The sequence below is a fragment of the Pseudomonas sp. 1928-m genome (genome assembly GCF_029269135.1).
In the GTDB taxonomy this organism is placed as follows: Bacteria; Pseudomonadota; Gammaproteobacteria; order Pseudomonadales; family Pseudomonadaceae; genus Aquipseudomonas.
Genome location: NZ_JARIXO010000001.1, coordinates 812,160 through 828,327, shown reverse-complemented (window position 1 = coordinate 828,327; position 16,168 = coordinate 812,160). Strand labels below are relative to the sequence as shown.

Here is a 16,168-nt window from a genome sequence, read left to right as displayed (position 1 = left end):
GACCGCGCCGACGCCAGCGACTGGCAAAGCAGCCAGTCGCTCTGGTCGTTTACTTGCTGCGGATCTTCTCGACGATGGCGGTAGTCGAGCTGTTTTCCACCAGGCCGAGCACGCGCACTTCGCCGCCATAGGCACGGACAATATCGCCGCCAACCACGCCGTCAATGCCGTAATCGCCACCCTTGACCAACACATCCGGCTTGACAGCACGCAGCAAGTTTTCCGGGGTGTCTTCGCTAAAGCTCACCACCCAATCCACCGCGCCCAGGCCAGCCAACACAGCCATACGCCGGTCCACCGCGTTGATCGGCCGGCCCGGGCCTTTCAGACGACTGACCGAGGCATCGTCATTCACCGCCAACACCAGTCGATCACCCTGGGCGCGCGCCTGCTCCAGATAGGTCACATGCCCAGCATGCAGGATGTCAAAACAACCATTGGTAAAGACAATCTTCTCGCCATGGGCGCGCGCATCCTCGATGGCCAGCAGCAGTTGATCGAGGCTTAGTACACCACGCTCAGAGCCGGCTTCACGCTGGATCGCGCGGCGCAACTCGGGTGCGCTGATCGCCGCAGTACCGAGCTTGCCGACCACGATACCGGCAGCCAGATTGGCCAAGGCGACGGCATGCGGCAATTCCTCGCCTGCAGCCAGACTGGCGGCCAGGGTGGAAATCACTGTATCGCCGGCACCGGTCACATCGAACACTTCGCGGGCGCGCGCGGGCAGGTGCAGCGCCGGATGCTCTGGACGCAGCAGGGTCATGCCGTGCTCGCCACGGGTCACCAGCAGCGCCCCCAGCTCCAACTCGGCCATCAAGGCCGCGCCCTTGGCCACCAGTTCGGCTTCATCACGACAGTGACCAACGATGGTTTCAAACTCGTGCAGGTTCGGGGTAATCAGGCTGGCGCCACGGTAGATGGAAAAATCCTTACCCTTGGGATCGGCCAGCACCGCAATGCCCTTGCTGCGCGCCAGCTGCACCAGTGCCTGATGGTTCTGCAGCGCGCCTTTGCCATAGTCAGAGAGGATTAGCACCTTGATGCCCTCCAGCTGCGCTTCGACACTGGCGGCCAGAGCAGCGCTGTCGGTGCGGAACGGCTCTTCGAAATCCATGCGCAACAACTGCTGATGACGGCTCATCACACGCAGTTTGACGATGGTCGGCTGGTCTTTGATCGTCTGGAAGAAGGTCTTTACCCCAACCGCCTGCAGGCTGTTGCGCAGACTTTCAGCGGCTTCATCCTGCCCGGTCACACCGAGCAATGTCGCTGGCGCACCGAGGGCGGCGATGTTGAGCGCGACGTTGGCCGCACCACCCGGGCGATCCTCGATCTGCTCAACCTTGACCACCGGCACCGGCGCTTCCGGAGAAATCCGCGAGGTGCCGCCATGCCAATAACGGTCGAGCATAACGTCGCCCACCACCAGAACGGAGGCTTGGTCAAAACAGGGCATGGACAACTTCATGTGAACTCCGGAGCCTAAAAGTGGCGGGCGCGTAGTCTATCAGGCGATATCCAATGGCGCGCTTTCATCCAACCCCAGCGCATGCAGGCGTGCATAGAAACCATTCTGCGCCAGCAGGTCGACATGGGTACCACGCTCAACGATCCGGCCCTGATCCATCACCAGAATCAGGTCGGCCTTCTCGATGGTCGACAGACGGTGCGCGATGACCAGCGTGGTACGCCCCTTCATCACCCGATCCAGGGCTGCCTGGATATGCCGCTCGGACTCGGTATCGAGGGCCGAGGTTGCTTCATCCAGCACCAGAATCGGCGCATCTTTTAGCAAGGCCCGGGCAATCGCCAGACGCTGGCGCTGACCGCCAGAGAGCAACACGCCATTCTCGCCGACTTCGGTGTCCAGCCCTTGCGCCAGCTTGTCGATAAACTCTTTGGCGTAGGCTGCCTCGACTGCCTGCTCGACGGCCTCACGCGGCGCGTCGGCTAGGTCGCCGTAGGCGATATTGTTGGCCACACTGTCGTTGAAAAGGGTGACCTGCTGGGTAACCAGAGCGATATGTCGGCGCAGGTTGCGCAAGGTGTAACTTTCGACATCCACTCCGTCGAGCAGAATCTGCCCAGTTTCATGATGATAGAAACGTGGAATCAAGCTAGCCAAGGTCGACTTACCGCTGCCGGAGCGCCCGACCAGAGCAATCATCTGCCCAGGCTCTGCACTAAAGGAAATATCGTTGAGCACCGGCTTCTCAGCACCAGGGTACTGGAAGCTCAGATTGCGCACTTCCAGCCGACCGCTGACCCGATCAAGCTCGACCGTACCCTGATCAGCTTCGGGAGTCTCATCGAGCTGTTCGAAGATACTGTCGGCCGCTGCCAAGCCTTTCTGAATAGTCGCACTCACCTCGGAAAGCTGGCGAATAGGCTTGGGGAGCAGGCCGGCGGCAGTAATGTAGGCCACCAGTTCGCCAGCCGACGCATCGCCGCGCAAGTAAAGCACTAGGTACATCAGCACTGCCATGGCGCTGAATATCACCAACTGCAGCATCGGGGTATAGACCGCCTGAGTGCGGGTCATCTTCAACGACTTGTTCATATTGTCGGCGCTGGAGCGATGGAAGCGCTGCTGCTCGTAAGCCTCACCGCCGAAGCTGCGCACCACCCGGTAACCCTGAATAGTCTCGGAAGCGACATGCGTAACATCGCCCATCGCCTCCTGGATCTTCTTGCTCTGCTTGCGAAATTTCTTGCTTGCTGACCCCACCATCAGGCCGATTACCGGCAATATGCTGAGCAGCACCAGAGTCAGTTTCCAGTTCATGTAGAGCAGATAACCGAACAAAAAAATGACCGAGAGCCCCTCGCGAATCACAACTTTGATCGCATCTGTCGCGGCACCAGTGACCATAGTCACGTTATAGGTGATACGGGAAATCAGATGACCCGAGTTGTGACTGTCGAAATAGCGATTGGGCAGGGTAAGCAGGTTGTCGAACAACGCGCAACGCAAGTCATGCACCACGCCACGCGCCACCTTGGCCAGGTAATAGTTGCCCAGAAATGAACCTATGCCCTGATAGAGCGCAATGAGTACAATCAGCAACGGCACGCCATAGATCATCGGCACCCCGAGCAAAGTAGCGTGCTCAGGGTTCTGCAAGCCATCCAAGAATAGCTTGAGCATATGCGCCAGCATCGGCTGGCTTGAGGCGAAGAGCAGAAAACCGATGATGCTAACGGCGAAAGCGCCCCAATAGGGGACTACATACTTCAGCAATCGCAGATATACCTTCAAACTGGATTGCTGTGCGGAGTTAGCCATGCGGCGGGCCTCGTACGACTGGCTAGAGAGACAAGATGCGAATTGTAACAGCGAACGAACTGCAAGATTGGCTGAGTACCGGTGAGGTGCTGGAAAAAGACAGTAAAGGCCCTAAGGTGTTGCGCCTACCTCGAGGAGAAATCCTCAAGATATTTCGCAGTCGCCGCTCCCCACTGCTGGCCCGCTGGCGTCCAGACGCCTCGCGCTTCGCCGAGCACGCGTTACGCCTGCAGGAATTAGGCATCGCCACCCCCCTCATCAAAGAGTGTTGTTGGATTGACTATAATCAGGCCGTAAGCGCGTGCTTATACGTTCCGCTTCAAGGCGCATCGCTAGACAAAATATTTGAGGAGTCCCGCGCGGAGCTCGAGGCTTTGCTGCCTCGATTGGCCAAATACATCCACCACCTCCACAAACAAGGTATCTACTTTCGCTCCCTTCACTTGGGAAACGTATTACTGACTCCAAGCGGGGGGTTCGGCCTGATCGATTTCCTGGATATGCGATTCAAACGCCGGCCACTTGGACCGAGAATGATTCGACGCAACTTCCAGCATATGCACAACTATCTACAGCGACGGAAAGTTCAAGACTTTCCCTGGGAACTATTGATGGATCACTATGAGCGTGCCAGAAGCGCCTCAAACTGAGCCAGATCGATCTTCGGCACCACCGTCGTGGGCATGCGACTATCGATCGATAAATTGAATACCTGAAAGTTTTCTCCGACAACTCGCTTCGCCATCAACTGGAAGCTCGGGAGAATGTAATCCTTATAATCATCATCAAGGCGACTGGGCAAAGCTTCATCGGCTTGCTCATAAAAGCGCCCGGCCTGAGCATTGAGATCCATCCCCACCAGAAAGACATGATCGAATCCTAGATGAAACGCAAGCTGAACGGCGGCATAAGGAATAGTTCGGCCACCAAAGTAGCCAAGCGCCATGTTTCGACTAAACCCGATGCGGTTGGGCTTACGTTCAAATAAAGAGAAACCGCATTCCAGTTCGGCATTACCGCGCGCATTCCAGGCAAACTGTCGATCTGACAAGGGTGTACCTGATAGAGGGCGATTAACCCGTAGCATCAAATACGGTTTAGCCATTTCGACAATATCAGGAGAGGCCTGCATCAGCACTTTCAGAGCATTCGCGCCAAGAGCTGCGTGGCTGGATAAGCGAATACCCTCCAACACCAACTGACGACGCTCACGGACAAACCCCTGATCATCGCAAAGATAGAACAAGGGGCGGGCCGCGGTCTGGGAGAAACGTGCAATAGCCCCATTCATGGTAATGAACGGCACGTGTGCGTAACGCTCAAGGGGAAATTGAGCAGCAGATGGCCCGGACGCGAAGATGATCACGGGCCCTGAGTGAATACCCTTACACTGCTGGAACTTTCGCCCCTCATCCCATAGCCCACAAAGCCACGAATCAAGAACCACTGGATTATTCATTTATGTTAGGCCCTCCCTGCCTCCGAACGCACGTCCATCGTATTACTGAGAATCACTCAACTTCCTAGCACTTTGCTCCTGCGAAACCAACTTAAGGGCTTCATAGCGTGTGGAAAAATACAAAAGGAACAAAGGGATCCAAAAACCAAACCACTCAATAGAAGGCCGGCTCAACACCATGCGCCCGTTAGTGGACAAGCAGAGCAAGCCATAGAAAAGCCAAAGCATAAAAAACACGCCACCACGATGAAAAATGGCACCCCTACTGAGTAAAAACACCATTGCCAGTAGCAATCCACCGCCGATCAAACCACCGACCCTGAAAACCTCAAGCACTGATGCATGAGCATGCGTAACAAACTTATCCGCTTTTATTTGAATATTCGCTTCATGGCCAAAACCCTGACCGAACGCCCAGTGCTGCTTAATTTGCTCAAGCGCTGCGGTCCATATCTCCATACGATAATTCGGCTCGGCCGCACGCTGCATGACTAACGAGAGAATGTCGGTAGTCAGGACAATGGCCAGCGCGGCAAAAACACCGGCGAGCAGCAGCGTGATATCAGTCCGACTGCGTCTGAACAACGAAAGCAGCAGCAGCGTAACAAACAGTGCCAGCATTGGCCCGCGGCTCTTGGTTAAAAACAAAAGAACTAAGCTAACCGCAATCAGTAATATCAACCCGAGTTGAATATGACGCGCTTTGTTTGGGAGTAACCACCAAGCAGCCAAGACAGAAAGTCCCAGGTAAATCGCCGAAGAAATCGGATTATCTGAGCCCCACCCTGCCAGGTCTTTGAATGAACTTCTATCGGCCAGCAACGTAGCAAAATCGGGGATTTTCCATAAAATCACGGCGATATATACAAAAGCAGTTAGCCCGCCAACCCAGGCAATCAATTGGGTGAAAACCTCGGGGGAGTATCGCCGACTGGAAGCTTCAATCCCAAGCATTAAGCAAAGGATGCTCAGACTGAACTTCAAGGCATCCTCCAAAGACTCAGAAGCCACGCCTGACCATAGTGCGCTCACCGAAAAGTAGGCCAGAAAAGCTAGAACCGAGAACAAAGACCAACTATTTTCCCTAAGCAATGATTTGAATCTAATAAATAACAACAGCGACGGCACAGCCACGAGCATGTAGAACACCGTCTTCTGACGACTACTCGCCAAGAAAAAGGAACTTGCTAAGAACACCAGAAAGCCCGTTGCTGCCCATTTATGAGCGACATCCACGGCATTCATGCGAATAGTACTTACCAGCCCCATACCCTTCCCCAATCTCAAACTGCTAACAGAATATTTTAGTTAATAGCGACACCAGACAGCAAACCTGCTAGCAACTACCTAAGTACTCGCTGCCAACATCGACTGCTCGATATCAGCCGGCAGTTCAGTTCCACCAACAAGAGCCTCAAGAACTGCCACAGTTCTTTGCAACCCCTGCACGCCGCCCGCCAGGTGGAAGCAAGCAAACTCCTCGGCACGAGTGACATGTGCCTGATAATTTTGCTCAATTAGATTAATGCGTTCTTGCAAGACAACAGCACTCTTAACTGCAGAGCCGAAGAAACGCTCTTGTTCAAATATCTCACGTTCCTGGCAGGTATTGAGGTAGATCGCCGGGCGACGAGCCAATCCGGCCTCTATGACGGCATTCGACATAAAGTTGATAGCAATTGCCGACTGCTCAAGGGCTTTCTCCAGCGGGCAATCCGCCGGCAATACTTCAATATTTTCCCGTTCTTGCGCCGCTTGCTTCCAGAACGACACGCGACTGCGTGGGTGCCCCTTGATCAGAACACGACGATCAGCATGACGTGCAGCCCAATCGCTCACGATTTGGTAATTGTGCAAGTAACAGGCTTGCTTTTCCTTATCAGGGCCCACCCCTAACACCAGTACTGTTTTCAACGTATCCGACGCAGCAGGCAAATCAAAAGCGGAATCAATCATGTGGGATCCCGCCAGTAGCAGGGTAGAAGTACCGAATCGTAAAGAGCGCCTCCTCAGCGCCTCCTCCGAACTTTTACCAAACAAAAGGTAATAGTCGTAGTCGTTCATTCCCAGGCGCCGGGAGCTTTCAACGGTCGAGGCATGCGCAAGGTGGACGAGAGGGCGATGCCGCTGATTAAGCGACAGGCGTAAAAAAGGGGCAAAAAAACTGCCATTGCGATCGTTGATAAGCACGCGGGGATCGTGCCGCTGAACCAGCCACTCCGCATACGCCGCGTAGCCGAAATAGCGCAGTGGTACTGGCTGCGGCGGAAGAGATAACATCCTTTTTGCAATAATGTTATCCGGCTCTTCGAGAGCGCTTTCGACCAGATGATGACCGCGAGACCGCAGCGTCTCAATTAGCCGCTTCTTGCGCTGCAGCGGAACAACTTTGAGGGCGCCCTGCAATAGTAAAAAGTCGCAGGGATCAGCCGTAACAATGCGGTTAGGCGAGGCTAAATGCGCACGGACTCCGAAGACGAGATCAAACAACGCATCACGGCCGAAACGAAAAGCGCTGCCAAGCAACCCATGCCGTTCGCGCAGCATCAGCCAACGGTAGCGATCTAGCGCCCGAGCCTTCGCGACCCAAACTCCCGCTGTCGGGATATCTGTCTGGTTAGCGGTCGCCATGCTAATTCCCGCCGAGCACAGGTGAGATCATCGGCAGCGCCCAGAATCTGCGGCTAATAGCGGCATCCGAAAAGCGCTCTACCAGCCGCGCTTGCATGGCCTGCGCGCTTGCATGGCGCTGCGCCGACTCCAATTGCGCCATATGCAACAAGCCTTGAGCCAGAGCGCTATCGTCGGCCAGGGGGAACAACACACCGACTCCTTCGACCACTTCGCGAGCACCACCACAGGCTGTCGCAATCAATAAAACACCAGCGGCCATAGCCTCCAACAGGACCATACCGAATGGCTCGTGATCGGAGCTTAGGGCAAAGACATCGAACGCTTTGAAGTAACGCCGCGCCTCGGGAATCTGGCCGAGAAATAGGACCTGTTGACTCACGCCGAGCTCCCTGGAGAGCCCTTTAAGGCTGCCTTCCAATCGCCCGCTACCCACTAGCGCCAGCACGCTGCCTACGGGAAGCTGAGGTAATGCACGAGCAAAACCGCGGATCAACGTGGCCTGATCCTTGTCGGGGTGTAGGCGACCAACATTACCAACAATCCAGGCGTCGGCAGGCAACTTCAGCGCCTCCCGTGCAGCCCGGCGGTCCAATTGCATAGCTTGCAACTGCTCGACATCGATACGGTTATGCAACGCTTCAATGCGATCGCCAGGCCAGCCGGCTAGGCAATGACGTATATCGTCACGCACCGCCTCGGAAACCCCCAGCAAACTCAAACGGCGGCGAAAAGCCTGAGCGAATAACCGGCGCGACCAACGCTGGTAAACGCCAAACGCGTGGCTCACGCCGATTATCGGCAAACGCGTGGCCAGGCAAGCGATATAGAGCGGTTTGAAACGGTGGGCGACGCACAGGGCGAACGGCCGAGAGCGGGCGATAGCGCGCAAGTCGCGGATCGCTCGCAGCTTCAGCCCGCCAATATCCTTGGAGCGGTAGTCGAGGAATATCACCTCGTCGGAGGCGCAGCCGTAAACTATCTGTGGATCAGGCGCACCAGTCAGAAAAACCGTAAGCACCTTGTAACGGGTTCCGACGAACAGGCTGGCGTACTGACGGGCACAGTCCAGAAAAGGCCCGTCATAGCCGTGGCAGAACTGCAAAACCCACGACTGACCTGCCCCAGCGCCCTCAGACATTGTCATACCAATCCTTGCCATCCTTGACCACAAGGATATCTTCCATGATCAGGTACTGCAGGTCGGAGCCGTAGAACATGTTCAACGCGTCAGTCGGCGAGCAAATCATCGGCTCGCCACGGCGGTTGAGCGAGGTGTTCAGCGACACGCCGTTGCCGGTGAGTTTTTCCAATTCCAGCATCATGTCGTAGTAGCGCGGGTTGTATTCGCGCTTAAGCACCTGGGCGCGCGAGGTGCCGTCTTCGTGCACCACTTCGCTTACACGGGTCTTCCACTCTTCGTTGACTTCGAAGGTGAAGGTCATAAACGGGCTCGGGTGGTCGACCTTGAGCATCTGCGGGCCGACGGTATCGAGCATCGACGGACAGAAGGGGCGCCAGCGCTCGCGGAACTTGATCTGTTCGTTGATACGGTCAGCTACGCCGGCAACGCTCGGGCAGCCGATGATCGAACGACCGCCGAGGGCGCGCGGGCCGAACTCCATGCGACCCTGAAACCAGGCCACCGGGTTGGCATCAACCATGATCTTGGCGATGCGCTGCGGCATATTGTCGATGCGTTTGAATACCGGTTTGCTCGGGTGACGAGCGCAGGCGGCGATCACGTCTTCGTTGGAATAGGACGGGCCGAGGTAGACGTGCTCCATCTTCTCCACCGGCACGCCGCGCTGGTGCGAAACGTAGGCAGCAGCGCCAACTGCAGTACCGGCGTCACCGGAAGCCGGCTGAACGAACAGCTCTTTCACGTCGTCGCGAGCGATGATCTTCTGGTTGAGTTTGACGTTCAGCGCGCAGCCGCCGGCGAAGGCAATCTTGCCGGTCTCGCGGATGATGTCGCCCAGGTAGTGCTCCATCATCTGCAGCGCCAGCTTCTCGAACAGTGCCTGCATACTGGCGGCGTAGTGGATGTAGGGGTCATCGGCGATATCGCCCTGACGCTTCGGCCCCAGCCACTCGATCAGCTTCTTGGAGAAGTAGAAACCCTTGCCATTTTCTTTATAGCGGCGCAGGCCGATAACGTTGGCGTACTCGGTATTGATCACCAACTCGCCATTCTCGAACTTGGCCAGGCGCGAAAAATCGTACTTGTTGGCATCACCATAGGGCGCCATGCCCATGACCTTGAACTCGCCGTCGAGCATCTCGAAGCCGAGGAACTCGGTGATCGCGCCGTACAGGCCGCCGAGGGAATCCGGGTCGTAGAATTCCTTGATCTTGTGGATCTTGCCGTTCTCGCCATAGCCGAAGAAGGTGGTGGCGTACTCGCCCTTGCCGTCGATGCCGAGGATCGCGGTCTTCTCGGTGAAGCCCGAGCAGTGGTAGGCGCTGGCGGCGTGGGCCAGGTGGTGCTCGACCGGCTCGATCTTGATCTTCTTCAGGTCGAAGCCGAGCTGCTGCAGGCACCACTGGATGTGCTTGTAGTAGCGCTTGTAGCGGCGATTGCCCATCAGGATCGCGTCGAGGGCACGGTCCGGCGCATACCAGTAGCGCTTGGCGTACTGCCAGCGGGCCTTCTCGAAGATGCTGATCGGGGCGAACGGGATCGCCACCACATCGACATCGGACGGCTTGATCCCGGCCTGCTCCAGACAGAACTTGGCCGATTCGTAGGGCATGCGGTTCTTCGCGTGCTTGTCGCGCACAAAGCGCTCTTCTTCGACGGCCGCGATCAGCTTGCCGTCGATATACAGGGCGGCGGAGGGGTCATGGCTGAGGGCGCCGGACAGGCCGAGAATGGTCAGTGCCACTGGTTTTGCCTCTTCTAGTCTGCTGAGCCGACGGCGGGCGTCAGCGGTATGCGTTGGTTGAGCAACTGGTGCAGCGCCGAATCGGCGGGCCAGTTGCGCAGGAAACGGGCGCGGTCGCGGGCATAAGCCCTGGCGAAACTGCGCGCACTGCGGTGCTGCTGCATGGCGTCGAGGTCGATCAACAACCAACGACCAACATTTTCATCCCAGAACACATTACTTCCCTTGAAATCGCCATGACTGATGCGTTCGCGCAGCAAGGCGGCGAACAGGCGGTCCAGCGCCAGCAGCTCGGCCTCCGGGGGGGGGGGGCCGTCTTGATATGCTTGAAAGCGGGCGATTATATCCTGCCCACGACAATATTCGGTAATCAGGTAGGCGCGCCCACGCAACCAGCACCAGCGACGCTCTAGCACGGCCAGCGGCTGCGGAGTGTCGATACCCAGCAACTGCAGGCGATTGCCCTCGACCCAGCTGTGCCAAGCGCGGCTGGGCCGCCAAAAGCGCTTGAGGCAATGGATAAAACTTTTGATGTTGTAGCGTTTGACCACAAGATCACGGTCGGACTGGCGGACTTGCGTCACCGTGGCGGAGCCGCCCTGCTTCAAGGCGCGTCCCTGAGCAAGCGGTACGTCGGGCTGAGCCAACAGTGTCGCAAACTCATCGACACACTCACGGCGCACCACACGCAAGCCGAATGCACCGACCTTGGCGTGGAAAAGGCTGCAATCGCGAGCAATCTTCTTCATATAGTCACGCAGACGCCAGCGCCGCACCTTTACCACCTCGGCCAGTAGCGCCTCCAGCGGCAGCGCGTGCTCACCATTGGCCAGCAAGTAATGCACCAGCAATTCCTCGATAAAGGGCTGAACCTCGGCAGGCAACTGGGCGAAGAACATACCTAGGTTTTCCAGCACCTTGCCGCGCGACAGCGGTTGACCGGCCGTTTCAACCTGCACACCACCACCGTCGATAACGAAGAGCTGGCCGCTATGCCGCAACAGATTGTCCAGATGCAGATCGGCCTGCCACAGCCCCTTGGCGTGCATTTGCGCGATGCTGACCAGCGCATCGGCCAGCACCGCCTGCTGATCGCCACTCAACAGCGGCTGGTCTTCCACAGCGCGCCAGGCATTCCATAGGCTCTCTGCGTCATCCAGGTACTCGAACAGCAGCCAGCCACCCTCGCCCTCACGCAGCCCATCCGCCAACAGTGCCGGCGTTTTCAGCCCCTGCTCGGCCAGCTGGCGCGCACCGTCACGCTCGCGCTGAAAGTGTCGCGCAGCCTTGTCGCCAACCAGCAGCTTGGCCAGCACAGGCCGGCCGCGCCATTCGGCCTGGGCGACATAGCGCTGCCCGGGCAATACGCGCAGCAGCCTTTGCAGAGTCAGTTCCGCCGAGCCGGCTGCATCGGCCAACTCGATGGCCAGCGGCAATGCTGGCGCACGCCCAACCTGACGGAGCTCCGCCAAGTTCATCGACGCGCCTCCTTGTTCCGCCGGCGCGCACCGAGACGCTCACTCCAGCGGCCAAGATCCGCCGTCTCGCCAAGATAGGCCGCCAACAGCACGTCGACCTCCGCCTCACTCCACACACTGGCGCGGCGCAACAACGGTTCCAGATCCTTTACCCGATCGCGCTCACCGAACAGCAATGGGCGGGTCTTTTCCAGATCAATCAGCTGTGCCTCGAAGCCTTCAGCGGTCTCGCGCAGGAAAATATGCTTAGGATAAAAGCAGCCATGCATCTGCCCAGCTTGATGCAGGCGCCGCGCCAGCTCACCACAGGCCTTGAGAATTGCCGCACGGCGCGCTTCTTCGAGCGCCGCCCAGCCAGGCAACCAGGCATCCAGATCCTGCCAGCCATCCAGGGCGCGGGTCAGCAGCACCGCACGCCGCTCGCCGGGCAATTTACGCTCGGCAAAAAATGCTACCTGCAACGCAGGAACACCCAGCGCCGCATAACGTTGAATATTGCGAAACTCGCGGGCAAAGGTGGGCTCGCCGAACGGATGCAGAATGCTGCGGGTCAGGTGATTGCTTTGGCGCTTGAGGTAAAACGCAGCCTCGCCCAAATCCAGCCGGTACACGCTGCTCCAGCCACCGCGCTCGGTATTGGGCTCGTCGACCGCTTCCAGCTGCAATGCCCATAACGCCTCAAAACTGGCCAGCTTCTGATTTTCGAGAACGACCCGATCCGCGGCCGCGACAAAATCACTCATTCCCGCCCCTCAAAAAATTTGACGATGCTGCGCACCTTGCGTTTATCCGCAGCACTCAGGCGCGTGTGACCACGATACTGCAGGTAAAAACGCAGACGCTGGGTACGGCTCAGATGGTACTTGGCTACTTTGTCCAGACAGGCCAGGTCCTTGACCATGCGATAGCGCAGCAACGGCCCCCACCAGAACGCGCCTGTCGGGCAATCGATGAGAAACAGCTCGGCCTGGTCGTTGACCAGCAGATTGCGCCATTTCAGATCGTTGTGGGTGAAGTGGTGATCATGCAGGGTGCGGGTCGCATGGGCCAGCTGCGCACTGACCCGCGCGACCCAGCTTCGATCGAGCAGACGCTCGTCCCTGCGCCGCGCCAGCAGCGCCATATCCTCAGTGCGTGGCAGCTCGCGAGTGATTAGCGCGCCACGCACGAAGGCACCGCCCTTGCGCTCCAGGCCGTAGGCTACGATGGGTGCGGTGGGAATACCCCACTTGGCAAAATACTTGAGGTTCTGCCATTCGGCCTTGACCCGCGGCCGGCCAATATAGCGGCGTAGCCCCTTGCCAGCGCCCCAGTAGCGCTTGACGTAATAGCACACGCCATCACGCTCGATACGTACCACCTCCGACAGCGGATCGCGGGTCAGGCGCTGCCCTTCGAGGGCAAACACCCGCTGCAGATCGGCCAGCTCATCAAGCAGCTCCGGGGGACAGATATCGGTAACCCGCCACTCGCTCATTGCTCGGCACCTGGCGCGTATTTGCGGGCGTAACGCTCCAGCAGGCGCTGCGCCTTTCGCTCCAGCCATGCTAGCAGCTGCGCCTCTTCACACAGAATCTGCCGCAACGGTTGCAGGCCCTTCAGCGCGGAAAAATAACCACGCAGAAAACGCAGCTTGTCGCGCCGGGTCAGGCCGATATCCAGTACGGAGAAGTACAGCGCGGCCAGGTCCTTGTTGCGCCAGCGCAAGGGCAGCCGGCGGCGTACCTGGGCGCGGTGCAGGTCGATCACTGACAGGCGGAAATCATCGGCGGTTACCGGTTTGTCGGTGTGCAGCAGAAAGTGGCAGATGTAGCAGTCACGATGATTGACCCCGGCGCGGTGCATATTGCCGATCATGTTCGCCACTTCCTTGATCAGCGCCCACTTCAGCCGGGGCTCGGGCGGTTGCTGCGCCCAGTTCAGACTGAGCTGCTCGAGGTCGGTGGTCGGCGCCAGTTCTTCGGTGACGATAAAGGAATGCTGCGCCGCCGGGTTGCTGCCGCGCTCGCCGTAAGCCACGGCAGTCATGGTCGCGACACCGACCTCAGTCAGTCGCTGAATAGCGTCCCACTCCTGGCGTGCACCGAGCACCGGCAGCTTAGCTGTGAGCAGGTTCTTGACGATCTCGCCCCAGCCAATGCCGCGATGAATCTTGACGAAATAACCGCGTCCATCGACCTCAGTGCGCAGCGTGCGGCGGCCTTCCAGCTCGCGGTACACCTGTCCCTGCAGAGCCTCGACGGCGGCAAAGGCATCGCGACCGGCCCACAGGCTTTTAAAGGGTTCAGCCAGTACCAGTTTCATGGACGTGTCGCCAGAATGATGTCAGCCGCATGTTGCGGCATGGAATACAGGTCGGCGCTGTCGGCATAAGCCAAACCGTTGCGGCCCCAGAAGGCGCGGCGCTGATCGTCGGCGAGCATATCGGCGAGCAGATGATTAAGCCGCTCCTGCTCGAACGGCCCGCTCAGTACACGCCCGGCATCCGCTTCGGCGATGTAATGGGCGTAGCCGCAAACATCCGTCACCAGCACCGGCAGGCCGGAGACCAGCGCCTCAAGCAGCACGGTGCCGGTGTTTTCGTTGTAAGCCGGGTGGATCAGCAGATCAGCCCCGAGCAGGAAACGCGGAATATCGCTGCGCCCCTTGAGAATCTGCACCTGATCGGACACGCCTAGGGCCTTGGCCTGCAGCTGGAACGAGCGCGGATCGTCCTGACCGATGGCGATCAGTCGGGTGCGTTGCTTCAGCTCGCGCGGCAAGGCGGCCAGGGCCTTGAGGCTGCGATCCAGGCCCTTGGTCTTGAAGCCGGAGCCGATCTGCACCAGCAGCAGGTCGTTATCCGCCAGTTTGAACTCGGCGCGGAACTCGGCACGGATTTCGGCAGCATTGGCCGGCGCGCGGCGGTCTGCGGCGATGCCCGGCGGCAGCAGGTGAAAGCGCTGCAGCGGGGTGTGGTAATGCTTGATAAACAGCGGCTGCTGCACTTCGGAGATCATCAGAATCTCGGTGTTCGACTCGGGGGCAAATACCGCCCGCTCATAATCGGCAAAGTGCTTGTAACGACCCCAGCGCTTGTACAGCGGATTGCGCAGGGTCTGCGCCTTGTCTTCATAGCAGCCATCGGCGGCGTAGTAGACGTCCAGACCAGGCATCTTGTTAAAGCCAATCAGCCGATCCACCGGCCGCTCGGCCAGATCAGCTTCGACCCAGGCCGTGAGCTTTTCATTGCGTTTGTGGTTGAACAGCGCCTTGACCGGCACCACCACCACGTCAAAGCCGGCAGGCACTTCACCTTCCCAGATCGGTGTGTAGACGCGAATGGCATGGCCGCGCGCCTGGCACGCCAGGGCAATGCGCATAAAGTCGCGCTGCAGGCCGCCGAAGGGGAAGTATTTGTAGAGGATAAACGCGAGCTGCATCAGACAACGTCCTCGGCTAGCAACAGGGCCTGCAATTGTGTGGCGACACGCTCGGCATCCAGACCGTCGAAGCAGGCTTTGTGTCGATCACCCGAGCCGGCATTGGGCCCCGTGGCGCACAGGTGAACCTGACCACGACCATAGGCACCGACACGCCCCGGCAGGGTCGGGCCGTACAGGGAAATACTCGGCACATCCAAGGCAGCGGCCAGATGGCCAAGGCCGGTATCCACCGCCACACAGGCAGTGGCTCCGGCAATCACTTTAGCCACGCCTGCAAGATTTAATTTGGGCAGCACTGCAGCGTTTTCAATGCCGGCGGCAATCCGTTCGGCACGGGTTTTCTCGGCTTCATTACCCCAAGGCAGGCGTACGGCCCAGCCCTGCGCGCTCATCTGCTCGGCTAGCTGGCGCCAGTCGGCTTCTGGCCAATGCTTGCTTGGCCAAGTGGTGCCATGCAGAAACAGCAAGTAAGGCTGCGGCGCGTGATCGGCCAGCTGCGCACGGTTCAGGCCGTAATCGCCGACACCAGCCGGCAGCGCATAGCCCAGCGCCTGGGCGAATAACTGGCGGGTGCGCTCAAGGGCATGCTGCTCGCGCGGCACGGCATAGGCGTGATCATAGAAGCGGCTGGCCAGTGGCTCGCGGGCCGAATCGCGGTCCAAGCCGGCAATTGGCGCCTTGACATACCGGGTCAGCCAGGCACTTTTCAGCAGGCCCTGGGCATCAATCACCAGGTCATATTTGGTTTCGCCGAGGCGCTGTTTAAAGCGCTTCCACTCACCATTTTTGAAAGTCTGCCAGAGGTGCTTGCGCCAGCGGCGGATGGCCACCGGGATCACCTGAGCCACGGCCGGATGCCAGGCGGGAATCTCGGCAAAACCCTCTTCCACTACCCAGTCGAACTGAATGCCGGGAATCGCCCGCGCAGCATCGGTCAGCGCCGGTAAGGTGTGCACCACATCGCCCAGCGAGGAAGTCTTGATCAACAGTACCCGCAA

The 16,168-nt window shown here is 58.5% G+C and carries 14 protein-coding genes; 1 reads left to right on the top strand and 13 read right to left on the bottom strand.

Annotated elements, in window-relative coordinates; translation table 11 throughout:
* Window positions 1-49 precede the first annotated feature (49 nt).
* A complete protein-coding gene (gene hldE / locus P3C18_RS03665; protein WP_275960517.1) occupies window positions 50-1,471 on the bottom strand; it encodes a bifunctional D-glycero-beta-D-manno-heptose-7-phosphate kinase/D-glycero-beta-D-manno-heptose 1-phosphate adenylyltransferase HldE in 1,422 nt (473 codons plus the stop codon).
* A 39-nt stretch (window positions 1,472-1,510) separates the two neighbouring features.
* The gene (msbA, locus tag P3C18_RS03660) at window positions 1,511-3,289 is read right to left on the bottom strand and encodes a lipid A export permease/ATP-binding protein MsbA (RefSeq protein WP_275960516.1); all 1,779 of its coding nucleotides are present in this window, start codon (window positions 3,287-3,289) and stop codon (window positions 1,511-1,513) included.
* A 35-nt stretch (window positions 3,290-3,324) separates the two neighbouring features.
* Between msbA and P3C18_RS03655 the strand changes: the two genes are divergently transcribed.
* On the top strand, window positions 3,325-3,939 hold the full coding sequence (locus P3C18_RS03655; RefSeq protein ID WP_275960515.1) for a lipopolysaccharide kinase InaA family protein: 615 nt from the start codon (window positions 3,325-3,327) through the stop codon (window positions 3,937-3,939).
* Here P3C18_RS03655 and P3C18_RS03650 read toward each other — a convergent pair.
* From P3C18_RS03650 to waaC, 11 genes are all read right to left on the bottom strand, one after another.
* The gene (locus tag P3C18_RS03650; RefSeq protein ID WP_275960514.1) at window positions 3,909-4,748 is read right to left on the bottom strand and encodes a lipopolysaccharide core biosynthesis protein; all 840 of its coding nucleotides are present in this window, start codon (window positions 4,746-4,748) and stop codon (window positions 3,909-3,911) included. The genes P3C18_RS03655 and P3C18_RS03650 overlap by 31 nt on opposite strands.
* 42 nt (window positions 4,749-4,790) lie before the next feature.
* On the bottom strand, window positions 4,791-5,993 hold the full coding sequence (locus P3C18_RS03645; protein WP_275960513.1) for an O-antigen ligase family protein: 1,203 nt from the start codon (window positions 5,991-5,993) through the stop codon (window positions 4,791-4,793).
* Window positions 5,994-6,095: 102 nt separating this feature from the next.
* Complete coding sequence (locus P3C18_RS03640; RefSeq protein WP_275960512.1) at window positions 6,096-7,379, bottom strand: capsule biosynthesis protein; 1,284 nt, start codon at window positions 7,377-7,379, stop codon at window positions 6,096-6,098.
* Between the two features lies 1 nt (window position 7,380).
* Window positions 7,381-8,520, bottom strand: a complete 1,140-nt coding sequence (locus P3C18_RS03635) for a glycosyltransferase (RefSeq protein WP_275961570.1) — start codon at window positions 8,518-8,520, stop codon at window positions 7,381-7,383.
* Entirely contained in the window at window positions 8,513-10,267 is a 1,755-nt protein-coding gene (locus tag P3C18_RS03630; protein WP_275960511.1) for a carbamoyltransferase, read from the bottom strand. The genes P3C18_RS03635 and P3C18_RS03630 overlap by 8 nt, the downstream gene beginning before the upstream one ends.
* A gap of 14 nt (window positions 10,268-10,281) precedes the next feature.
* Complete coding sequence (locus tag P3C18_RS03625; protein ID WP_275960510.1) at window positions 10,282-11,745, bottom strand: lipopolysaccharide kinase InaA family protein; 1,464 nt, start codon at window positions 11,743-11,745, stop codon at window positions 10,282-10,284.
* A complete protein-coding gene (locus tag P3C18_RS03620; RefSeq protein ID WP_275960509.1) occupies window positions 11,742-12,488 on the bottom strand; it encodes a lipopolysaccharide kinase InaA family protein in 747 nt (248 codons plus the stop codon). Before P3C18_RS03620 ends, P3C18_RS03625 begins: the two co-directional genes overlap by 4 nt.
* The gene (locus tag P3C18_RS03615; RefSeq protein WP_275960508.1) at window positions 12,485-13,222 is read right to left on the bottom strand and encodes a lipopolysaccharide kinase InaA family protein; all 738 of its coding nucleotides are present in this window, start codon (window positions 13,220-13,222) and stop codon (window positions 12,485-12,487) included. Before P3C18_RS03615 ends, P3C18_RS03620 begins: the two co-directional genes overlap by 4 nt.
* A complete protein-coding gene (rfaP, locus tag P3C18_RS03610; protein WP_275960507.1) occupies window positions 13,219-14,049 on the bottom strand; it encodes a lipopolysaccharide core heptose(I) kinase RfaP in 831 nt (276 codons plus the stop codon). Before rfaP ends, P3C18_RS03615 begins: the two co-directional genes overlap by 4 nt.
* On the bottom strand, window positions 14,046-15,167 hold the full coding sequence (locus tag P3C18_RS03605; protein ID WP_275960506.1) for a glycosyltransferase family 4 protein: 1,122 nt from the start codon (window positions 15,165-15,167) through the stop codon (window positions 14,046-14,048). Before P3C18_RS03605 ends, rfaP begins: the two co-directional genes overlap by 4 nt.
* Window positions 15,167-16,168, bottom strand: a complete 1,002-nt coding sequence (waaC, locus tag P3C18_RS03600; protein WP_275960505.1) for a lipopolysaccharide heptosyltransferase I — start codon at window positions 16,166-16,168, stop codon at window positions 15,167-15,169. The genes P3C18_RS03605 and waaC overlap by 1 nt, the downstream gene beginning before the upstream one ends.